At 69.0% G+C, this 21,605-nt stretch carries 20 protein-coding genes; 8 read left to right on the forward strand and 12 right to left on the reverse strand.

The features are described from left to right. Positions 1–71: 71 nt before the first annotated feature. Genes CR157_RS18415 through CR157_RS18425 form a run of 3 tightly spaced genes read right to left on the reverse strand, consistent with a single transcriptional unit; the run spans position 72 to position 5,112 of the window. Positions 72–3,974 carry an AAA family ATPase gene (locus tag CR157_RS18415; RefSeq protein WP_110285026.1) on the reverse strand — a complete coding sequence of 1,301 codons (3,903 nt, stop codon included), beginning with the start codon at positions 3,972–3,974 and terminating at the stop codon, positions 72–74. A gap of 33 nt (positions 3,975–4,007) precedes the next feature. Further along, entirely contained in the window at positions 4,008–4,655 is a 648-nt protein-coding gene (locus CR157_RS18420) for a tRNA-(ms[2]io[6]A)-hydroxylase (protein ID WP_110284996.1), read from the reverse strand. Positions 4,656–4,668: 13 nt separating this feature from the next. Then, positions 4,669–5,112, reverse strand: coding sequence for a DUF1289 domain-containing protein (locus CR157_RS18425; protein ID WP_110284997.1), 444 nt, complete (start codon positions 5,110–5,112; stop codon positions 4,669–4,671). Positions 5,113–5,365: 253 nt separating this feature from the next. On the opposite strand from CR157_RS18425, the gene acnB reads away from it, so the two are divergent. The 3 genes from acnB to CR157_RS18440 all read left to right on the forward strand — a co-directional run bounded on the left by acnB (position 5,366) and on the right by CR157_RS18440 (position 8,833). Beyond that, positions 5,366–7,969: a bifunctional aconitate hydratase 2/2-methylisocitrate dehydratase gene (gene acnB, locus CR157_RS18430; RefSeq protein WP_110284998.1), complete on the forward strand. Its 2,604-nt coding sequence runs from the start codon at positions 5,366–5,368 to the stop codon at positions 7,967–7,969. Positions 7,970–8,211: 242 nt separating this feature from the next. After that, positions 8,212–8,484, forward strand: a complete 273-nt coding sequence (locus CR157_RS18435) for a type II toxin-antitoxin system RelE/ParE family toxin (protein WP_258364232.1) — start codon at positions 8,212–8,214, stop codon at positions 8,482–8,484. Between the two features lie 46 nt (positions 8,485–8,530). Next, positions 8,531–8,833 carry an addiction module antidote protein gene (locus CR157_RS18440; protein WP_110284999.1) on the forward strand — a complete coding sequence of 101 codons (303 nt, stop codon included), beginning with the start codon at positions 8,531–8,533 and terminating at the stop codon, positions 8,831–8,833. 60 nt (positions 8,834–8,893) lie between these two features. Here the strand turns inward: CR157_RS18440 and CR157_RS18445 are convergent, their stop codons facing one another. The 4 genes from CR157_RS18445 to CR157_RS18460 all read right to left on the reverse strand — a co-directional run bounded on the left by CR157_RS18445 (position 8,894) and on the right by CR157_RS18460 (position 13,174). Then, a complete protein-coding gene (locus CR157_RS18445) occupies positions 8,894–9,331 on the reverse strand; it encodes a low molecular weight protein-tyrosine-phosphatase (protein WP_110285000.1) in 438 nt (145 codons plus the stop codon). A 47-nt stretch (positions 9,332–9,378) separates the two neighbouring features. Next, entirely contained in the window at positions 9,379–9,840 is a 462-nt protein-coding gene (locus tag CR157_RS18450) for a hypothetical protein (protein WP_110285001.1), read from the reverse strand. A gap of 144 nt (positions 9,841–9,984) precedes the next feature. After that, positions 9,985–10,755, reverse strand: a complete 771-nt coding sequence (locus tag CR157_RS18455; protein WP_110285002.1) for a universal stress protein — start codon at positions 10,753–10,755, stop codon at positions 9,985–9,987. Next, positions 10,748–13,174 carry a Lon protease family protein gene (locus tag CR157_RS18460; RefSeq protein ID WP_110285003.1) on the reverse strand — a complete coding sequence of 809 codons (2,427 nt, stop codon included), beginning with the start codon at positions 13,172–13,174 and terminating at the stop codon, positions 10,748–10,750. The genes CR157_RS18455 and CR157_RS18460 overlap by 8 nt, the downstream gene beginning before the upstream one ends. A 152-nt stretch (positions 13,175–13,326) precedes the next feature. Between CR157_RS18460 and CR157_RS18465 the strand changes: the two genes are divergently transcribed. Both CR157_RS18465 and CR157_RS18470 read left to right on the forward strand, forming a co-directional pair. Continuing rightward, a complete protein-coding gene (locus CR157_RS18465) occupies positions 13,327–14,142 on the forward strand; it encodes an alpha/beta fold hydrolase (protein ID WP_110285004.1) in 816 nt (271 codons plus the stop codon). A gap of 17 nt (positions 14,143–14,159) precedes the next feature. Beyond that, positions 14,160–15,149 carry a sensor domain-containing diguanylate cyclase gene (locus CR157_RS18470; protein WP_110285005.1) on the forward strand — a complete coding sequence of 330 codons (990 nt, stop codon included), beginning with the start codon at positions 14,160–14,162 and terminating at the stop codon, positions 15,147–15,149. Between the two features lie 59 nt (positions 15,150–15,208). On the opposite strand, the gene CR157_RS18475 is transcribed toward CR157_RS18470, so the two are convergent. From CR157_RS18475 to CR157_RS18490, 3 genes are all read right to left on the reverse strand, one after another. Then, a complete protein-coding gene (locus tag CR157_RS18475) occupies positions 15,209–15,685 on the reverse strand; it encodes a hypothetical protein (protein ID WP_110285006.1) in 477 nt (158 codons plus the stop codon). Further along, complete coding sequence (locus tag CR157_RS18480) at positions 15,682–15,984, reverse strand: nucleotidyltransferase domain-containing protein (RefSeq protein WP_110285007.1); 303 nt, start codon at positions 15,982–15,984, stop codon at positions 15,682–15,684. The genes CR157_RS18475 and CR157_RS18480 overlap by 4 nt, the downstream gene beginning before the upstream one ends. Positions 15,985–16,443: 459 nt before the next feature. Beyond that, positions 16,444–16,719: a hypothetical protein gene (locus CR157_RS18490; RefSeq protein WP_110285009.1), complete on the reverse strand. Its 276-nt coding sequence runs from the start codon at positions 16,717–16,719 to the stop codon at positions 16,444–16,446. 180 nt (positions 16,720–16,899) lie between these two features. On the opposite strand from CR157_RS18490, the gene CR157_RS18495 reads away from it, so the two are divergent. Then, positions 16,900–17,193 (forward strand): helix-turn-helix domain-containing protein, encoded by a 294-nt coding sequence (locus CR157_RS18495; RefSeq protein ID WP_110285010.1) that lies wholly within the window; start codon positions 16,900–16,902, stop codon positions 17,191–17,193. 30 nt (positions 17,194–17,223) lie between these two features. Here CR157_RS18495 and CR157_RS18500 read toward each other — a convergent pair whose 3' ends face one another. Continuing rightward, positions 17,224–17,772 carry an anti-virulence regulator CigR family protein gene (locus CR157_RS18500; protein ID WP_110285011.1) on the reverse strand — a complete coding sequence of 183 codons (549 nt, stop codon included), beginning with the start codon at positions 17,770–17,772 and terminating at the stop codon, positions 17,224–17,226. Positions 17,773–18,407: 635 nt separating this feature from the next. On the opposite strand from CR157_RS18500, the gene CR157_RS22680 reads away from it, so the two are divergent. After that, entirely contained in the window at positions 18,408–19,142 is a 735-nt protein-coding gene (locus CR157_RS22680; protein WP_181422114.1) for a hypothetical protein, read from the forward strand. A gap of 448 nt (positions 19,143–19,590) precedes the next feature. Here the strand turns inward: CR157_RS22680 and CR157_RS18510 are convergent, their stop codons facing one another. Next, positions 19,591–20,049, reverse strand: coding sequence for a phasin family protein (locus CR157_RS18510; RefSeq protein ID WP_110285012.1), 459 nt, complete (start codon positions 20,047–20,049; stop codon positions 19,591–19,593). A 587-nt stretch (positions 20,050–20,636) separates the two neighbouring features. Here CR157_RS18510 and istA point away from each other — a divergent pair. After that, positions 20,637–21,605 (forward strand): IS21 family transposase (gene istA, locus CR157_RS18515; protein ID WP_110285013.1); only part of this gene is annotated, 969 nt, incomplete at its 3' end.

Here is a 21,605-nt window from a genome sequence, read left to right on the forward strand (position 1 = left end):
AAGGCCTCAGGGTCTGCCCCCGCGGGAAGGAAGCAGCCGCCTACGTCGCAAAAGGCCCCCGGAGACCACGCCTACCCCTCGGCATCGACGACCAGCGGCAGGCGGCGGTCCAGCAGGGTACGCCAGCGCACCAGCACCGGCGCATCGCTGTGGCTCACCGCGCCCAGCAGGCCGCGCAGCTCCTCGCGGGCCGCCTGGTCATCGGGGTCGATCAGGGTCAGCCACAGCTCCAGGGCGCACAGCTGCTGGTGCAGGTTGCCGTCCTCGCGGGCCTGCACCAGGGCCTGCTCGGCCAGCGCCCGCACCTCCTCGCGGGAGTGCCCCAGCCGGTGGCGAACCAGCACCAGGTGCAGGGCCAGCTCCGGCACGAACAGGGTGGTGCGCTCGCGGGCGATCAGCAGGGTCTGGTCGAGGTAGTCCTCGGCCCGGGCCAGCTCGCCCAGGGCGATGCAGGCGTCCACGTACCACAGCGCCGGGCGCTGGTAGCGATCGCGACCGGTGACCTCGGAGAGCTCCTCCAGGGCGGCATCGACCCAGGCCAGCCCCTCGCGATCCCCCGACAGCGCCCGCTGCCAGCCGAGCACCGCACGGGCAGAGATCTGCCACAGGTGCAGGTCCGGCGTGCTGGTCAGCTCGAAGGCGCGCTCGGCGCGGCTCGCCGCCAGGTGCACATGGCCCAGCTGGCGGTAGAGGGCGGAGGCGTAGAGCAGCGCCATGGCCAGGCTGCCGGGGTGGTTGATCTGCTCGGCGAGACGGATGGCCGACTCGACCTGCTGCTCGGCGCGGCGGTAGTCGCTGCGCAGGCAGAGCGCCCAGCCCTGGAAGCAGGCCGCCGCCACCTGGGGATGGTCGGAGAACGGCAGCCACTCGATCATCATCGAGGCGTTGAGCGGATCGATCTCCTCGAGATGGTCGTAGGCCTGGCCGATGCGCCCGGCCCAGTACTCGCAGTTGGCCCGGGCGTAATCGGCCAGGCGCCGGTAGCGCGGATCGTCGAGCTGGGCGGCCAGGTCGGCCAGCCGCGAGGCCAGCGAGAAGGCGTCGGCATGGGAGTGGCGCTGGCTGCAGCCCACCCAGAGCCCCCAGTTGACCAGGAAGGCCTGCTCGACATCGGCCGCCTCGCCGCTGCCGGCGAGCAGCTCCCGCGCCTTGGCGAAACTCTCGTGGGCGGTCGGCGAACCGTGCCCCTCCAGGGCGAAGGCGGCCTGGCCGCGCACGGTGAGCAGGCTGATCTCGCGCTCGGCCTGGTCGTCCACGTGGCGCAGGCTGGCCAGGCCGAAATCGGCCATCTTCAGCGCCGTGCGGTTGGCGCTGACCTTGAGCGCCTCGCGGGCGGCCAGCTCGAAGTAGCGGGCCCCGCGGGCATAGTGGCCGCTGCGACGCAGGTGGATGGCGAAATCGCCCGGGTGGCGGCTGATCCACACCGGGAAACGCTCTTCGATCAGCTCGACGACCTGGCGGTGGATCGCCACCCGCACGTCGCGGGGACAGGAAAGGTAGGCGGCCTCCTGCAACAGCTGGTGGGTGAACTGGAACTCGCGGCCGCCCTCCTCGCCTTCGGCCGGCTCGATGATCTCCAGCCGGCGCATCTGCTCCAGCGCCTGGGTCAGCCGCGGCATCTCCCAGCCGCTGCACTCGGCGAGGAAGTCGAGGCGGAAGCGCCGCCCCAGCACCGCCGCCACGTGGGCCACCTCGCGGTCGCCGTCGAGCTGGTCGATGCGGCTGGCGAGCAGCCCCAGCAGTCCGCGGGGCAACTCGTCGAACTGCACGCTGCGCCCTTCGCGGCGATCCATGTCGACCCGCCGGCAGATCTCCTGCAGGTAGAGCGGCACGCCGTCGCAGCGCTCGATGATCTGGCCGCGCAGCCGCGGGCTGAGGTGCAGGCGGTAGCGACGGGCCAGCTGCGAGAGCAGCCGCGAGGACTGCATGGCGTCCAGCCGACCGAGGGTGATCTGCTGGTCCCAGTGCAGCCGGGCCGGCAGTGACTCGCGGCCATGGTGGCTGGCCACCAGCAGGAAGGCGCAGTTGATCGGCAGCCGGGCCTGCAGGCCGGCCAGCACCTTGAAGGAGGGCTCGTCGAGCCACTGCAGGTCGTCGATCATCACCACCAGGGCGCGATCGCGGGTCAGGGTGGTGACCAGCTGGTGCATCAGCCCCACCACCAGTTCCACGGCCTCGCCGCTCTGGGTCAGCACCGCCACCTCGTCGGGCTCGCGCACGCCGAGCGCCTCCTCGAGCAGCTGCCGGCGTCGCTCGTCGAGGGCGGGGGCACCGATGGCCGCCAGCAGCCGCGACAGCGCCTGGGCGTCGATCTCGCCGCCCAGGCGCCAGCGCAGCAGCAACCGCGCCACGCCGTAGGGCTCCTGGACCGAGAGCCGCGTCGTCGGCTGCCAGCAGATCGCCGCATCGCGGCTCTGTTCGAGCTGGCGGAAGCCCACCATCAGCGCCGACTTGCCCATTCCCGAGGGACCGCGCACCAGCACGCTCTGGCGCAGGCCGATACCGGCCCGGGCCAGGGCGTCACGCAGGGTCCGCAGCGCCGACTCACGGCCGATCAGGCTGGGGGGCAGCGCCTCGCGACCGCCTTCGTTCGCACCGAGGACAAGCGCGCGCAGGCGCACCCGGCCGTCACTGGCCACCAGCCGCGAGCTGAGCCGCGGCTGCAGGTCGAGCGCCGGCGGCATGTGCTGGCTGGCCTCCTGGGAGATCACCAGCTCGCTGCTCTCGGCGGCGCTCATCAGGTCCAGCGAGCCCTGGCTCACCTGGCCCAGGGGGTCGACCATATGGCGCTCGGGCAGGTAGACCACCCGCCCGCTGTTGAGGCCGGCGGTGAGTTCGACGCGCGGCGGCTCGCCCTCCCCGGTCCAGTGACGGACCGACTCCTCGGGCAGCATCCGCCGGCAGTGCTCGAAGAGCGCCACCAGCTCGGCGAGCTGGTGGGCCGGGCCGTGGGTGCCGAAGCAGGCCAGCCCCAGGCCCCCGGAGGCGCCGGGCAGCCAGAAGCCCCCCAGGTGATGGCACTGCTGCTCCAGCCAGCGCATCAGCTCGAACTGCAGCGCCAGGCAGGCACGGGTCCCGGCCCGCGAGGAGAGGTCGCCCGACAGGTGCAGGCGAATCGCCATCACCGAGAGCTGGCGCTGCTCGATCTCGTCCTCGCGCAGCGGCGCGCTGTCCGCCGCCAGGGTGCGCGAGAAGCCGTTGGGGGCCCCGAGGCCGTGGCCGTCATGCTGGCCATCGGACCAGTAGCGGGCCAGTTGCAGGAAGCCCGGCTCGGGCTGCTGCCCGGAGAGCGCCAGCAGCTGCAGGTAGGCGTTGTACTGCTCGTGGGCGGCGGCCAGTTGCCCCTGCTCGGCGAGCTGACGCACCAGGCGCTCGTGGAAGGGCCCGTAGCCGGGAAAGCGGCTGACCAGGGCCTGCAGCAGCTGATCGGGAATCGGGTCGTGCCGCTCGAGCACCGCCTCGGCGAAGCGGATCACCCGCTGACGCCACTCGTTGCGCACCTGCACCAGCCAGCGCTGGAACTCGGCACAGGTCGACAGCTGCAGCTCCTCCACCAGGTCGCCCTGGTAGCCGGTGAGCAGCGCCTCCAGGGTGGCCACGTCCCGTGGGCCCTCGAGCCGGGCCTGCACCTCGTGGAGGTCGAAATGCCAGCGCTTCGGCAGGCGGAAGGCGATGGTCTGGCGCGACACCACCAGCACCTGCTCGGCCACCTCGCCCAGCGACTGGCGCAGGCAGTGCAGGGCGTGACGCAGGTTGGTGCGCCCCGACGACAGCCCCTGGTCGGGCCACAGCAGTTCGGCCAGGGTGGCACGGTTGACGGGCTGATCGTGGAGCAGCAGGTAGACCAGCAGCGCCTTGACCTTGTCGTAGCTGAACTGGGAGATCACATCCTCGCCCAGGGTCAGCGTGAAGTGGCCGAACAGCGCCAGCTGGTCCGGTCCCGGGGTGTCAACGACGTCGGAGGAATCCCGCATCATGGTCGATCCTGCATGGCGAAAGCGGATGCCTCAGGCCGGCACGCCGCTGTGAAAACGAAACACCGTATCGGGCGAGGCGATCAGCTCTCTCTCGCGCTCGGCGAAGAAAGCGACGCGTGACTCGATGGGCGCCTGGGAAAGATGCCGGGCCAGCATCAGATAATCCTCGTAGTGGCGTCCTTCCGACTTAACCAGACTGCGATAGAACTTGGCAAGCTTGTCATCGAGATGCGGAATCAGCCGCGCGAAGCGCTCGCAACTGCGCGCCTCGATGAAGGCGCCGATGATCAGGACATCGGCCAGACGCTCGGGATCTTGAGCCCGCACATGACGGCGCAGCCCCTCGGCATAGCGCGACGCGCTGAGATGGCGATAGACGATGCCGCGCTCCTCCATCAGGCCCACCACCTGCTCGAAGTGCAGCAGCTCCTCGCGGGCGAGCTGCGACATCTTGGTCAACAGCAGCGGCTGATCCACGTAGCGGTAGAGCAGGCTCATCGCCGTGGAGGCCGCCTTCTTCTCGCACTGGGCATGGTCGATCAGCAGCAGCTCGGGGTTCTCCAGCGCCCAGGTCACCCAGGCATCGGGGGTGCGGCAGGCGAGGAAGTCGAGCAACCCGGCGGGCAGCAGCGCATCGGCGCCGGGCGCTTCCCGGGTCTCGGCAAGGGTCTCTGGCATGGTCGTCGACTCGTCATGGGGTTCGGGAGAGGCCCGCCCGGCGCTGCTCGGCGGCGTCGGTCAGGGCCAGGCTCAGGCGCGCATGCAGCTCGCTCGCCTCCAGGTCGGCGAACGCCGCCCGCGGCGCCAGGCCGTAGCGTGCCAGGTCGCGGATCCGCTCGCGCCCCACCCGCAGCAGCTCCACGGCCCGCGACAGCGGCGGCTGCTCCGGCCGCACGCGGATCCGGTGGCGCTCGAGCTGGGCCTCGAGGCACTCGGCATCGACCAGGCGCAGGAAGCGTCCGGCCACCGCCTCGCGCAGGGCATCCAGCTCGGCCATGCGCTCGGCCCGCTCGGCCGCGGACAGGCCGAACCAGTCGCAGATCTCGTCGTCGCCGCGCTGGCAGCCGCGGCACACCCGGTCGCCCAGGGTGGTCGAGCAGAGCCCGACGCAGGGCGAAGTGATGGTGGCTCCCATGAACACCCTCTCCGTTGGTACGCCGTCCATGGTAACGCGGGCAGCCCTTCGTGACATCATGTAGCGGCGCCGACAAGCCGGCGACCAAAGTTCAAGGCCCTAGCCACGGGGCTCGCTTAACATTGTCGACAGTTTGGCGTAGAATCGCCGCCACCCAGTGACCAGGTTGTTTCACGAGCCAGAGCGGCCATTTCGCCGACGTTCTTCGTCGAATCGGCGTGCTTTGGCCACCACAACAGATGAGGGCCCCAACGTGCTTGAAGCCTATCGCCAACATGTCGAGGAGCGCGCCGCCGACGGCGTCCCGCCGAAGCCGCTGAACGCCGAGCAGGTCGCCGCGCTGATCGAGCTGCTGAAGAGCCCGCCGGCCGGCGAGGAGGAGTTCATCCTCGACCTGCTGACCAATCGCGTTCCCCCGGGCGTCGACGAGGCCGCCTACGTCAAGGCCGGCTTCCTCACCGCCATCGCCAAGGGCGAGGCCAGCTCCCCGCTGATCGACAAGGTGCACGCGGTCAAGCTGCTGGGCACCATGCAGGGCGGCTACAACATCGTCTCGCTGGTCGAACTGCTCGACGACGCCGAGCTGGCCAAGGAAGTCGGCGAGCAGCTCAAGCACACCCTGCTGATGTTCGACGCCTTCCACGACGTGGAGGAGCGTGCCAAGGCCGGCAATGCCGTCGCCAAGGACGTCATCCAGTCCTGGGCCGACGCCGAGTGGTTCCTCTCCCGGCCCGCCCTGGCCGAGAAGATCACCCTCAGCGTGTTCAAGGTGCCCGGCGAGACCAACACCGACGACCTCTCCCCGGCCCCGGACGCCTGGTCGCGCCCCGACATCCCGCTGCACGCCAACGCCATGCTCAAGAACGAGCGCGACGGCATCACGCCGGAAGTCCCCGGCACCACCGGCCCGCTCAAGCAGATCGAGGACGTCAAGGCCAAGGGCTTCCCGGTCGCCTACGTCGGCGACGTGGTCGGCACCGGCTCCTCGCGCAAGTCCGCCACCAACTCGGTGCTGTGGTTCTTCGGCGACGACATCCCCAACGTGCCCAACAAGCGCGCCGGCGGCTTCTGCTTCGGCGGCAAGATCGCCCCGATCTTCTTCAACACCATGGAAGACTCCGGCGCCCTGCCCGTGGAGATGGACGTCTCGAAGATGGCGATGGGCGATGTCATCGACGTCTATCCCTATGAGGGCAAGGTGTGCAAGCACGGCACCGACGAGGTCGTCACCACCTTCGAGCTCAAGACCCAGCTGATCCTCGACGAGGTGCGCGCCGGCGGCCGCATCCCGCTGATCATCGGCCGCGGCCTGACCGGCAAGGCGCGCGAGTCGCTGGGCCTGCCCCAGTCCGACGTCTTCCGCCTGCCCGAGCAGCCCACCGACACCGGCAAGGGCTACACCCTGGCCCAGAAGATGGTCGGCAAGGCCTGCGGCATGGAGGGCGTGCGCCCGGGCATGTACTGCGAGCCGAAGATGACCACCGTGGGCTCCCAGGACACCACCGGCCCGATGACCCGCGACGAGCTCAAGGACCTCGCCTGCCTCGGCTTCCAGGCCGACCTGGTGATGCAGTCCTTCTGCCACACCGCGGCCTACCCGAAGCCGGTCGACGTGGACACCCACCACACCCTGCCCGACTTCATCATGAACCGCGGCGGCGTCTCGCTGCGTCCCGGCGACGGCATCATCCACAGCTGGCTGAACCGCATGCTGCTGCCCGACACCGTGGGCACCGGCGGCGACTCCCACACCCGCTTCCCGATGGGCATCTCCTTCCCGGCGGGCTCCGGCCTGGTGGCCTTCGCCGCCGCCACCGGCGTGATGCCGCTGGACATGCCGGAATCGGTGCTGGTGCGCTTCAAGGGCGAGCGTCAGCCCGGCGTCACCCTGCGCGACCTGGTCCACGCCATTCCCTACTACGCCATCAAGGAAGGCCTGCTGACCGTCGAGAAGTCGGGCAAGAAGAACGCCTTCTCCGGCCGCGTGCTGGAGATCGAGGGCCTCGAGGACCTCACCGTCGAGCAGGCCTTCGAGCTCTCCGACGCCTCCGCCGAGCGCAGCGCCGCCGGCTGCACCATCACCCTGGGTGAAGAGAGCGTCACCGAGTACCTCAAGTCCAACATCACCCTGCTCAAGTGGATGATCGCCAACGGCTACGGCGATGCGCGCACCATCGAGCGCCGCATCCTGGCCATGGAAGAGTGGCTGGCCAACCCGAACCTGATGCGCGCCGACGCCGACGCCGAGTACGCCGAGGTCATCGAGATCGACCTCGAGGAGCTCAAGGAGCCGGTGCTGTGCGCCCCGAACGACCCCGACGACGCCCGTCTGCTCTCCGACGTGGCCGGCGAGAAGATCGACGAGGTGTTCATCGGCTCGTGCATGACCAACATCGGCCACTTCCGCGCCGCCGGCAAGCTGCTCGAGAAGCAACCCGCCGGCAGCCTGAAGACCCGCCTGTGGCTGGCCCCGCCGACCAAGATGGACCAGCACCAGCTCACCGAGGAGGGCTACTACGGCATCTACGGCCGCGCCGGGGCGCGCATGGAGATGCCGGGCTGCTCGCTGTGCATGGGCAACCAGGCCCGTGTCGCCGCCAAGAGCACCGTGGTCTCCACCTCCACCCGCAACTTCCCCAACCGCCTCGGCGACGGCGCCAACGTCTACCTCGCCTCGGCGGAGCTGGCCGCGGTGGCCGCGGTGGAGGGTCGCCTGCCGACCGTCGACGAATACCGCCGTTACATGGGCGAGTTCGACGCCATGGCCGGGGAGATCTATCGTTACATGAACTTCCACGAGATCGAGGAGTATCAGAACGCCGCTTCCAACGTGATTCCGGTCGCCCAGGACGCCTGATACCCCACTTTTCGACTCCGATGCTCGCAACATCGATGGCCGTCGCACGGCGGCCAGAGCCGATGACCGAAGCGCCCCTCCCGGGGCGCTTTTTTTGTATCCCCGTCACGGCAGGTCACGCCACGCGTAGCACCCGGCCGACCGGATAACCCGAATGCACCAGGCGAGGGAACCCAGCTGAATGGGGCAGGAGGTAGCAAGGCCCCTTCCCACTTGTAGCTTTCAGGCTACAATACATCTCCATGATGGAGCTGACGCACTATTTGACAGCCGACGGCCATGATCCCTTCCAGGCCTGGCTGGATGCCACCAAGGACAAGGATCGTCGTGCCGCCATGCGGGTGTCGACCCGACTCAACCGGCTGGCCACAGGCAATGCCGGGGATACCAAGGCCGTAGGTGATGGAGTGCTCGAACTGCGGATCGACTATGGCCCAGGCTACCGCGTCTACTACGCCAGGATAGGCAAACGCCTGGTCATGCTGCTGATCGGTGGCGCCAACAGGCCGACATAGAGCAGGCCAAGGCGTTCCTGGCCGACCATCGGGGGAGAACCCAGAGATGAGACGTCACGACGACGCCGTGATCGAGATGCTGCGCAACGACCCGGACATGGCCGTGGCTTACCTGCGCACGGCATTCGATGAACTGGACGAGGAAGGTGGCGAGTCTGCATTCCTGCTGGCACTTCGCCATGTGGTTGAAGCCCAGGGGGGCATGGCCGCTGTCGCCGAACGCACCAAGCTTTCGCGGGAAAGCCTCTACCGGGCGCTTTCGCCCAAGGGCAACCCCACCCTGCGCACCATGACCGCCGTCATCAAGGCGACCGGGATCCACTTCCACGACCTCACTCACGCAACCTGAGCGTCCCGTCGAGGCCACCGGAAACACCATCCCGCGCCACGGACAGCGACAGGCTGTCCCCTACAGCCGCCTCGCCCAGCTCTCGGAGGCCTCGCGCAGCAGGCCATGAACGGCGCGGAACACCTCGGCATCCCGGCGGTAGGGGTCGGGGATCTCGCGGCCCTTGCCGCCGTCCAGCCAGCGGCCGAGCAGCAGGGTCTTGCCCATGGCCGCGGGCACCAGGTCGGCGGCCGCCCGGCGCTGGCCCTCGCTCATCACCAGGATCAGGTCGGCGGCGTCGAGCATCTCGGCGCTGAGCTGGCGCGCCCGATGGTCGGCGACATCCAACCCCTCGGCCTCGGCCAGCGCCCGGGCGGTGGGCTCGACGCCCTGCCCCACCAGCGCGCCCAGGCCGGCGGATTCCACATGGCGGCCGGGCAGCCGCTGCCTGAGCATGGCCGCGGCCACCGGGCTGCGGCAGATATTACCGATACAGACCACCAGGATATGCTGGAACATTCTCTCTCCGTCTTCAGCAAACTTGGGGGTCAGACCCCAAAGCGGAATTAGCGCCCCCGACAGCGCCAGGCGGCGAGCAGGTTGACCAGCGCCACGGCTAGCAGCACGGCGGCGATCCAGCCCAGGGTGCCGACCAGGCTGTGGTAGGCGCCGGGGACCTCATGGGGGCGGAAGCCCATGCCGTACTCGGCCAACCGGGTGAGGCCGTAGAGCAGCACCGCCAGCAGCGACATCGGCAGCGCGAAGCGCCGTCGGGCGAGCCACCGGGTCAGCCGCCAGGGCTCGCGGGGCTCGGCCCGCCTCGTGGCCGCCCGGGGGCGCGACTTCGCCGCCGGGGCCCGGGCGGGCTTCTTCGCCGGCGTCCGCCGCGCCGGGCGCCTGGCCCGCCGCGATGCCCCGCCGCCACCCGGCAACCCGCGCGCCAGCCACTGACCGGTACGCAGCAACAGCCAGCCGAAGGTGAAGAACACGGACAGCGCCAGACCGCCCATCACCAGAAAATACGCCATGCGGCGATCCTTCGTTCACTGCAAAGGCGCCATTCTGCCATATTCGGGCGGGGCGGCGGTGGCCACGCCCGCCATATCGACACCGCCAAGGCGCCTGGCGGCGCCGATCGCTCGGCGGAGCCAAGCCCACCAGGCAGGCATCATCTACGGCACCACGATGATCGGGACGGGGATGCGGGCGAGCAGTTGCGGGTCCTGCTCGACGAGGCGGGCGAGCTCGGGGCGGTGGAGCAGCAGCGCGCCGCTGCGGGCCCGGGCCAGGTAGCGCTCGAGGGCCGTGGCGCTCATGGACGGCAGGGCTTCCACCCCGTCGAACAGCGGCGCCAGCGCGGTCAGGTCGGCATCCGAGAGTTGCGGGTCGGTGTCCGAGACCAGCCGCAGGGAGCCGCGGCTGGGCGGCAGGCGCTCGTCCCAGATGACCACGGTACAGGGCGCCTCGAGGATCAGCGCGCGGCTGGTGGAGCCCAGGCGCACGCCCCACTGGCCGGAGAGCCCGGCCTTGCCGAGCACCAGCACGTCGCCGGGGCCGGCGAGCGCCAGCGCCTCACTGGCCACGCGGCCGCGGCTGACCTGGAAGCGGTGGCGCACCTCGCGTCCGGCCACGGCCTCGGCGAGCGCCTGGCTGGCGCGCTTCACCTGACGGGCCAGGCTGGCCTCCAGCACCTCCGGTGACAGCGGCCGGGCCAGGCCGCTCTGGGCCCCCACCTCGCAGGAGAAGGGAAAGCCCGCGCAGTGCAGCAGGTCGAGATCCTCGACGAACAGCGCCACCAGTTCGGCATGGCGGCCGACGGCGAGCTCGACCGCGGCGGTGAGCGCCGCCAGGCTCTGGCGCGAGGCGTCCAGCAGCGCCAGCACCCGCGCCGCCCCCGGCAGGTCGCCGGCGACCTCGGAAGGCTTGCGTACCTCGTCATTCATCGCCGCCCTCCTCGTCGTTGCCGCCCTCGTCCTTCGTGGGCCTTTCCTTCTCGGCCCCGCCCTTGCCGCGGGCGGCCTTGACCGCCTTGCGGAAGGCCATGAGCCGTGCCTGCATCCGGCCATCGAGGCTCGCCTCGGGGAAGTGGCCGTGCTCGTCGGCCGCGCCGAGCTCGAGCCCGGTAAGCAGGGCCAGCGCCTCGTCCACATGGTGGATCGCAAAGACCCGGAAGGTGCCGGCTTCCATGGCCTCGCGCACCTCGCCGTTGAGCATCAGGTGCTCGACATTGGCGGCCGGCAGGATCACCCCCTGCCCGCTCAGCTCGCCGCGGGCGCGGCAGACATCGAAGAAGCCCTCGACCTTCTCGTTGACGCCCCCCACCGCCTGCACCTCGCCGTGCTGGTTGATCGAGCCGGTCACCGCCAGCGACTGGTCGAGCGCCACCCGGGCGATGGCCGACACCAGCGCACAGACCTCGGCCACCGAGGCGCTGTCGCCCTCGATGCCGCCGTAGGACTGCTCGAAGGCGAGGCTCGCCGAGAGCGACAGCGGCGTCTCCAGCGCATAGCGGTTGGCCAGGTAGCGCGACAGGATCATCACCGCCTTGGAGTGAATACGCCCACCCAGGCGCGACTCGCGCTCGAGGTCCACCACCTGGCCGCTGCCGGGGCGCGCAGTGGCGGTGATGCGGGTCGGCTGGCCGAAGGCGAAGTCGCCGAGCTGCAGCACCGTGAGGCCGTTGACCTGCCCGGTCACGCGGCCCTCGGTGGCGATCATCCGGGTGCCGCGGGTGATCTGCTCGTGGCTGTGCTCGCGGATGCGGCCGGCCCGCCACAGCTGCTGCGCCACCGCCTTGTCGACCTGGCCCCGGGAGATCACCGTGACGCCCTCCTCGCCGGCCCAGTGGTCGGCCTCGAGCAGCAGGTCGTGGAGATCGCGATGGCGGGCGGTGAGCTTGCGCTGGTCGTCGGCCAGGCGGCTGGCCCGCTCGATCACCGCCGCCACGCCGCTGCGGTCCAGCGGGCGCAGCGCCGCCTCCCGCGCCAGGGTGGCAATCATCCGCGCGTAGAAGTCGTGATGGACCGCATCGCGGTCGAGCTCGTCCTCGAGGTCGGCCTGCACCTTGAACAGCTCGAGGAACTCCGGGTCATGCTCGCACAGCAGGTAGTAGAACAGCCGCTCGCCGAGCAGCACGATCTTGATGTCCAGCGGGATCGGCTCCGGCTCCAGGCTGACGGTGCTGATCAACCCGTAGGCCTGCTCCAGCGACTCGGTGCGGATCTCGCCGGCGCGCAGGATCCGCTTGAGCGTCTCCCAGGCGCCGGGCTGGGTCAGCACGCCGCGCGCGTCGAGCACCAGGTAACCGCCGTTGGCACGGTGCAGGGCCCCGGCCCGGATCAGCGAGAAGTCGGTGACCAGGGTGCCGTTGTGCACGAGATGCTCGATGCGCCCCACCAGGTGCTGGTGGCTGGGCAGGTCCTGGTAGATCACCGGCGCCCCCTGGGTGTCGGCGTTGTCCACCAGCAGGTTGATGTGGAAGCGGCTGAACACCGCCTCGGGGGGAATGTCCGGCTCGTCGGCGTGGAAGGAGTCCACATGCTGCAACAGCGCCTCGCGGATCGCCGCCAGGTGCGCCAGCACCCCCGCCTCGTCGGCGTAGCGCTCCTCCAGCTCGGCCAGTGGCGCGCCGATCACCGACTGCAGCATCTCCTCGTTGAGGGTGTTGACCTGCGCGCGCAGCTCCTTGGCCAGGCGCGGCATCTGGCGGATCGCCTGGGTCAGCTTGCGCTGCAGGATCTCCACCGTGCCCTCGATGCGCTCGCGATCGTCCTTGGCCAGCGCCTCGTAGTCCTTCGGCGACATCATCTTGTCGCCGTCGGCCGGGGCGAAGGTGAAGCCGTTGGGGGTCGAGAGCAGGATGATGTCGTGCTCGCGGGCCTCGCGGCGCACCGCCTCCACGGCATCGCTCTGGCGTTCGCCCATGGCCTGCTTCAGCTCGTGCAGGCGGTTCTGGTACTCCTCGCTCTCGAACACCGCGGGAATCGCCCGCTGCAGCTCGTCCACCAGCGCCTCGATGTCGGCGCGCAACTGGCGGCCCAGGCCCGGCGGCAGCGCCAGCTGGCGGGGCACCGCCGGGTCGTCGAAGTTGAAGAGGTAGCACCAGTCCGGCGGTGGCGCCTCGCCCCGCGAGCGCTCGGAGAGAAAGCGCCCCACCAGGGAGTGCTTGCCGTGGCCCGGCTGGCCGAGCACGAACAGGTTGAAGCCGTCGCTGCGGATCGCCGTGCCGAAGCTCAGCGCCTCCCGCGCCCGATCATGGCCGCTGAGCAGATCCAGCGACTCCAGCTCGCTGGTCACCTCGAAGGCGAAGGCCTCATCCGGACAGGTCCGGTACACCTGCGCCACCCCCAGGGGTTCCACCATGGCATTTCTCCCGTGCTGTCACCGCCAGTATGGTGGATCGCCGGCCGGCCTGCCTGCCATGGCACAAGGCAGCGACCCGGCCTCCGGGCAGGCCCCGGTGATGCTATGCTGGCAATCAATCCCGACACCATCAGGAACAGCGAAGGACCGCTATGCCCTGCGATATGCGTTATCTGCTGAACGTCACCGAACATGGCCGGGGCAGCACGCCCTTGGTGATGGTCCACGGTTTCGGCTGCGACCAGACCGTGTGGAGCCGGATCGTCCCCGCCTTCGAGGCCAACTACCGCCTCATCCTGTTCGACCTGGCCGGCTTCGGTGCCTCCGACCGCACCGCCTTCGATCCCGGACGCCACGCCCGCCCCGAGGGTCATGCCGAGGACCTGGTCGCCCTGTGCGATGCCCTCGAGCTCGAGGACGCCCTGCTGCTCGGCCACTCCATCGGCGGCACCATCGGCCTGATGGCGGCGATCGAGCGGCCTCGCGCCTTCCGCCGGCTGTTCCTGCTCTGCTGCTCCGCCCGCTACCTGGACGACCCGCCGGCCTACCGCGGCGGCTACCGCCCCGAGGAGCTCGACGCCCTGCTGGCCCTGATGGAACAGAACTACCTGGACTGGGCCAGCAGCCTCTCGACGGTGGCCCTGGGCCATGCCGCCACCCCGGGGTGGCACCAGGACCTGCAGCAGCGCCTGCTGGCGGTGGCCCCCGAGGTGCTGCGGCCCCTGGCCCGCGCCGTCTTCCTCGGCGACATCCGCCACCTGCTGCCCCGGGTGCCGGTGCCCAGCGTGGTGCTGCAGACGATCCATGACGCCATCGTGCCGCTCAGTGCGGCCGACTACCTGCAGCGCCACCTGCCGGACAGCGAGCTGGAGCTGATCGACTGTGCCGGCCACTACCCGCAACTCACCGCCCCCGAGCGGCTGACCGGTGCGCTGATGTCCCGCCTGCACTCGCCGACGGCCCGCTGACGCCTGGAGCCCTGACGATGCCACTCCGCAAGAACGACCTCGCCCACTGGTGGAACCGTTCTCCCGACGGCCAGCTGGTGGTCGACGAGGGCGGCCATGTGCTGGCGATCAACCGCACCCTGGCCGACTGGTTCGGCCACCGCGCCGAGACGCTGCTCGACCGCCACGCCAGCGAACTGTTCACCCCCTCGGCGCGGGTGATCTACCTCGGCCTGCTCGACTTCCGCCTGGCCAACCAGGGCCGCGCCGACGAGATCCACCTCGAGCTCGACCTGGCCGAGGCCGCGCCGCTGCCGGTGGTGTGCAGCGCCGTGCGCCTGGCGTACCAGGGCGCCAGCCTCACCCTGCTCGCCCTGACGCCGATCCCGCGCAAGCACCGGCTCGAGCGGGAACTGCTCGAGGCGCGCCAGGCCACCGCGCGTGCCCTGCGGGAGAAGGACGCCATCATCGCCGAACTCGAGACCCTCGGCGCCCTGCTCGAGGGGCGCCGCGCCGAACTCGCGCAACTCGACCGCCGGCTCGACCACCGGGCCACCACCGACCCGCTCACCGGCCTGCCCAATCGCCGCCGGCTCGACGACACCCTCGAGCTGCTCTTCGCTGCCGCCGAACGCCACCACGCCGCCAGCGCCTTCAGCCTGGCGCTGCTCGAGATCGACCACTTCGAGGCGCTCAGCGAACGCCACGGCCGGGTCCATGGCGAGCGGGTCCTCGAGACCCTCGCCGACCTGCTGCGCGCCACCCTGCGCCTCGACGACCTGGCCGCCCACCTCGACGGCGCAGCGTTCGTGCTGCTGATGCCCCACACCGGGCCCACCGCCGCCCGCACCGCCCTGGAACGGCTGCGTCGGGCCGTCGAACGCCACCCCTGGTCGCCAGACCCCGTCACCCTGAGCATCGGGCTGGCCGGCTACCGGCCCGGCGACACCCCCGGCAGCCTCTACCAGCGCGCCGACCAGGCCCTCGACGCCGCCAGGCGCGACGGCCGCAACCGGGTCGTTGTATGACGGGGGGTCGGGCCGGCGGCTACCGCCTGGGGGGGATTTCCTCCGGCGTCAGGGGGAAATTAGCCATTCTGAAAACGTCGATAGGGTGAGGCGAAAGTCTTGACGTGCTCCAGCGTTTCCAGCAGGTCGCCAGCCAGAGTAAAGGCCTTGTTGAGCAGGCTAGCCTGTATCTCGGGATCGTCCGGGTAATCATGGGAGAACTGGTTGCGCATCTCTCGAAGGCGTAACCAGTCGGAGGCCGAGGCGATGGCACCGATCTTCTCGAGTCGGTTTAGCTTGTCAATGAAGGTGAGCAACTCCCCCTGCTCCTGGGTCAGCTCGAGGACACCCGGTAACAGCTTGGTCCCCATGGCATCCTGAAGCTTCGAAAACCTGACAATGAACTGGTCCACCACCGCCAGATCCAGCGGAGTGAGTTCGCTCAGTGTCGACGGTGACAAAGGAAATCGATGTTCCAAGGTCCCCATGGCCCAACGCAATCGCTCGGCGTGACGCTCGCAAATCTCGAGGCTCCCCTCGAACACGTCGTGGTTCACAGTGCCACTCCTGTTTCTCGCGCCACACGATGTATCGGCAAGTCGGGGCGATGCCGGCGGCAGATCACCAGATCTATCTGCTGATCTCCCAAGCGCTGGTGCAGCTCCACCAGCGACTCGAGCTTGGCCTCCACGATCTCGTCGGCACCCTGACATTCCGGTTCGATATAGAGATCGATGTCCCCCCCACGCGCCTGGTCATCGACACGCGACCCGAACAGCCAGATTCGCGAAGCGTCCCCGAAATGGCGTTTCAGGACCTGCACGATCACCTCACGGTCCCGCTCGCTCAGTCGCATGATCCGGCGCCTCTACTCGCTGTGATGCTCATGAGTCTAGCACGCTGTTCCTTGGCAAAAATGATGTCTGGCTTGCCAGCCCTGGCACGTGATAGGCAACGACCAACGTTCCTCGGAAAATGGGGCCTGCCCCTGGGGAGCAGTTCCTCCGGCGCTGGCGACTACCGCCCCGGGGGCTGGCCCTGACGAATCCCCACGTTTTTCTCGACGTTGATAGCTTGTTCGCCAAAGAAGGCGCCGAGGCTGCCCCTATGGGGTCAGACCCCAGCCAAGTCGCGAAGCCCGTCATAGTGCGTCTTGCGAGCGGATTCGACGCCGCCGGGGTCTGACCCCATAGGGACCGGCAGCGCTGGCAACCTGCCACCCACCCATGCCCAACACATTGATATTGCAGAAGTATTTCCGGGGAGGCCTCAGCGTCTGACCCCGTGCCCGGCAGACGCCGCCGACACGGCCAGCCTAGCCGCGGATCAGGCTGGCGCCGGGCGGCACGTGGTGGCGCAGCTCCCCGCACGGGCCCGGCGGGGGCTGGTGGCCCGGGCTACGGTCGTGGTACCAGATCCGGCACTCCCCCGGCGGCGGTAGATGCCCCTCGGGAATGCCGGCGTCCGGGGCGTAGTAGCCGCCGTCGTGGCCGGGATAGGGCGCGCCATCCACCACCACACAGCCACTCAGGCCGAGCAGGCCGACGCCCAGCGCCAGGCCGCCCAGCCGCTTGATGGATTGAAAGCTCATTGCAGTGTCCTTCTGCCGTGGTCCATGGCGCACAGGATAACAGCCATCGCCACGGGGAAGCAGGACAGGCCCCGTTGCTTTTGCCGCGCCCTTGACCAGCCAGAAGCAAGGCGCATGATATCAAGGTTGATATAACCAAGATGCCGAGGAACTGCCTTGACCACCAAAGGAGGTGACACCATGGCCATTGAACGTTACGACAGTGTCTGGGAGGCCATCGAAGACACGCCGGAGGAGGCACTGAACATGCGCCTCCGTTCCGAGCTGATGGCGAAGATCGCCGGGCGTGTCAGGGAGTGGGGCGTCACCCAGCGAGAAGCTGCACAGCGTCTCGGCGTGACCCAGCCTCGTCTCAATGACCTGCTGGCGGGCCGGATCAACAAGTTCAGCCTGGATGCCCTGGTCAATCTGACGGGGCCGGCACACTTCCATCTAGAGTTGGCGATCGAGGACGAAGAGGGTGCGGCCGCTTAGCACTCGATAGATCGACCGCCCCCGACACCCTCAGTCGAGGATATCGCGCAGCACCTCGTGGATGATGTCGTTGGCGGTGTCGACCAGCACGGCGTCGGGGCCGACGCGCTGCCAGCGGTAGCCGTCGTGGTGCGGCAGCTCGCCCAGCACCCGGTCGTCGAAGTTCCTGGCGATGCCCGGGGGCAGCGGCTTGCCGCGCTCCAGGTTCATGCGGATGCCGGGCGGCAGGCTGTCGCGGTCGTCGCGGGTGATCCAGTCGCGGCGCCGCTCGAAGATGCGCCGCACCTCGCGCTCGTCGAGGCGCGGGCCGTCGCGCCGGTCATCGCGAACGCCGCCGCGAACCTCGCCGCGAACCTCGCCGCGGCTCTCACGCCCCCACTCTCGCCAGTACTCGCGATCCCGCTGGGGCTCACGCTCGTGCTGCTGGGGCTGGGCCTGCTGGCGCTGCTGCCCGGGCGCCTTCCCCTGCCCCTGCCCGCGGCCGGGGTTGTCGGCGGGCTGGGCTAGCACCGGGCCGGCGGCCAGGGCGAGGCCGAGCAATGAGGCAAGCAGCAACGGGCGCGTGGGTCCGATCCACATGGCGAACTCCTTTCGGTGGGCATGTGCCGTCAGTGTAGGTGGTAATGATGCCGGCAGGGTGCAACCAAGGTGCAGGAGGCATGAAGCTTGCCAACGGGCCCGATGCCAGCGCCGGGCCTTGAGCGTGGATCCCGGCCCGTTCCCCGAACACCTGGAGATGGCGGCGTGTTCGCCGCGCAAGGCGACGAGGCAAGCCCCGCACCGCCGCCGCCGGTGGATTCAGTCAAGGCGGGAAACGGTGACTGTCCCTCATTGCCGGAATGCCATGATCCAAGCGTTTGATTTCTCTCGTGCTGTCCCAGTGTTTGGCCCTGTGGCCCGAGCGCTCGATGATGAACATGCTGTCGAATGACACCGACAGCATGAGCGTTGAGTCCCAGTGTCATGGGCGACCGATGGCGGGAAAAGCGTCGGCCAGAGGCGACGTTCCGGAGGGGAGCGAGGCGTCTGGCGCCGACCGGGAGCGCGACGATATTTTTTTAACCTTTTGTCATTATTAATTTATTCATCTGGTTGGCACCTTGCTTGCTGCGACAAGGCAGGATCTCGACTCGCGTAGTCGAACGGCTCAGGGACGAGCCATTCCTGCCAATGGAAACCCGCCCCAGGGAGGTCGGGACACAAGGAGGCGCGATATGAAACTCAAGACCCTTGTCGCCAGCATGGCGTTGATCTTTTCCGGCATGGCCGTCCAGAGCCAGGCAATGAGCATCGAGGACGAGGGACAGGCCGGCGGTTTCTCCCCGTCGTCGATGACGAGCCTGTCCAGCGAGACCCTCCTGCTGGCGGCTGCCGACAGCGGTGATAACGGCGGTGCCGACGGTGGAACTGACGGCGGTGCCGACGGCGGCGATGATGGCAGTGCCGACAGTGATACCGACGCCGGTGGCCATGGCGACGCCGATAGTGGTGATGTCGGCAGTACCGACGGCGATACCGATACCGATGCCGGCGTCGACTCGGAAACCGAGGCCGATGCCGAGGCCGCTACCGAGGCCGATGCCGAGGCCGAGGCCGATGCCGAGGCCGATGCCGAGGCCGTTACCGAGGCCGATGCCGAGGCCGATACCGAGGCCGATGCCGAGGCCGAGCTCGAGGCCGATACCGAGGCCGGCGTCGACTCGGAAACCGAGGCCGATGCCGAGGCCGATACCGAGGCCGGCGTCGACTCGGAAACCGAGGCCGATACCGAAGCCGAGCTAGAGGCCGATACCGAGGCCGAGCTCGAGGCCGATGCCGAGGAGGAGGGTAAGGTGAAGGCGCCTGGGCTCGACCGGGCCGTGGAGCGTGCCGCCGAGCCCGCCAAGGGTCGCCTCGAGGCGATTCGGGACCGGCTGAGAGGATTCGTCGGCAACGATGGTGACAGCTGAGGTCACTCGCCGACAGGCGCCGTTCCCCTCCCCGCATGAAGCCAGCGGCCGGCATCCCTGCTGGCCGCTGGTGGATTCAGGCAAGGCGAGGAATGGAGGCTATCCCTCATTGGCCCGACAATATCTCGACGATGGCAGCACGTTCACCGGAGAAGGCGCCGAGGCCAGCCCCCAGGGCCTCAGGGCAGGGCCTCTACCCCTGTGGGAGCCACGCTTTGCGGGGCGATGGCGGCGCGCAGCGGCGCTGGGCGGCTGTCGGCCACGCTGGCGGCCACCGCCAAGGCGCCTGCGGCGCCAATCGCTCGGCGAAGCCACGCTTGTATGTGGGAAGTGAGCGGAAACGAAGGCCGCTCCCCCCTTTACCCTCACCCATACCAACAGGCCGCCGATCATGGATCGGCGGCCTGTTGGTGTGGCGTCATCGCGGCCCGTGGGGCGGGCCCGAGGCTTACTTGGTCTTGGGAGCGGCTTCCTTGACGGCTTCCTCGACCGCCTTGGGGGCGGCTTCCTCGACGGCCTTGGTGGCGGTCTCGGTGGCCTGCTGGAGGCCTGCCTGGGCCTGCTTGACGCTGCCCTCGGTCAGCTTCTGGCTTTCCTGGATGAACTCCTGCTGCACGGCCACCACCTTGTCGGCATCGCCCTTCAGGCGCTCGGTCAGCTCCTTGGCGACCTGCTGCTGGCCTTCCAGGTAGCCCTTCAGGCCTTCGGCGTCCTTGACCTCCACCAGTTGGTGCAGCTGCGCCAGGTTGGTGTCGGCATGAGCCTTGGTGGCCTCGAGCTGGGCATTGACCAGCTTCTCGGTGACGTCGATGGACAGGGCGGCGAAGGCACGCGCCGGGGCGAAGAACAGGGACTCGAGCTGGGCGGTGTCGAATTGCTTGGCGTCGAATGCGAATGCGTTGGTCATGATGGGAACCTCCGGGGTTCTGAATGTGATGGAACGGGAATTTCCCGCTCTGCTGCACTGCACAATAGCAGGGATTTTTGTGCAGTGCAACATCGATCGGAGCAGGGGTGCCCCGGGGCCCGCCACGGCTACGGCGCCGGGTCGCCGCCCGAGGGTTGCTCCCCATCACGCCAACGGCCGGCATTGCTACCGGCCGCTGGGTCGTTCAGGCCAGGTGGGAAATAGGGGCCTGCCCCTGAGGCCTCCCCAGAAATATTTCTGCATTATCAATGCGTTGGGCATGGGTGGGCGGCAGGTTGCCAGCGCTGCCGGTCCCTATGGGGTCAGACCCCGGCGGCGTCGAATCCGCTCGCAAGACGCACTATGACGGGCTTCGCGACTTGGCTGGGGTCTGCCCCCATAGGGGCAGCCTCGGCGCCTTCTTCGGCCAACAAGCTATCAACGTCGAGAAAAACGTGGGGATTCGTCAGGGTCTGCCCCGATTAGCCCGATTTATAGAGCGACAATTACTCTGGCCGGTGGACGACAACTATTCTGACCGGTTGCCCTAAGCTTGACCGCTTGTCCCGACCCACCAGGGAGCCGGTATGGCGGTCACCAGCCAACAGGTCACGCTCTACATGTCGCAACGTCAGCAAGGCCAGACCCAAGATGTCGCTGCCGCCAAGGCCGGTCTCTCCGTCAGCACCGCCCGCCGCCTCGAACGCCGTGCCGAATCCCCCGAATCGCCGGCACCTCGCCAATGGCGGACCCGGCCAGACCCCTTCGCTGACGTATGGGGCGAAGTGCTCGTTCCGCAGTTAGCGGCCACCCCGGATCTTCAGGCACTGACGCTGCTGGAGTGGCTTCAGGAGCAGTTCCCCGGTCAGTATCCGGACAGCCTGCTGCGTACCTTGCAGCGCCGGGTCAAGGGCTGGCGAGCCGCGCACGGGCCGGACAAGGAGGTGATGTTCCCGCAGACCCACGGCCCTGGGTTGCGGGGGCTCTCCGACTTCACCGAGCTCAAGGGCATCGCCATCACGGTCGCCGGGCAACCGCTGGATCACCGGCTCTATCACTTCCGCCTGGCCTTCAGCGGCTGGTGTCACGTGCGCGTGGTGCTGGGCGGCGAGAGCTACCCGGCCCTGGCCGAAGGCCTGACCAGTGCGCTGGAGCGCCTCGGCGGGGTCCCCGCGGAGCACCGCACCGACAGCCTGTCGGCGGCCTTCCGCAACCAGGGTCGTGATGCCAAGGCGGATCTCACCGAGCGCTACGAGGCCCTGTGCACGCACTACGGCATGACGGCGAGCCGCAACAACCCGGGGCGCGGGCACGAAAATGCCAGCATCGAGTCGCCCCACGGCCACTTCAAGCGGCGCCTCAAGCAGCGACTGACGCTGCGCGGTTCTCATGAGTTCGCCAGCCTCGCCGACTACCAGGCGTTCCTCGATGAAGTCGTGGCCGCCATCAACCGCCGCAATGCGGCGCGCATCACCATCGAGCGTGGCGCCCTGATGCCGCTCCCCAGCCGGCCGGGCACCGACTACACCGAGCTGACGGTGCGTGTCACGACGTCC

Source organism: Halomonas sp. LBP4 (assembly GCF_003202205.1).
Taxonomy (GTDB): Bacteria; Pseudomonadota; Gammaproteobacteria; order Pseudomonadales; family Halomonadaceae; genus Halomonas; species Halomonas flagellata.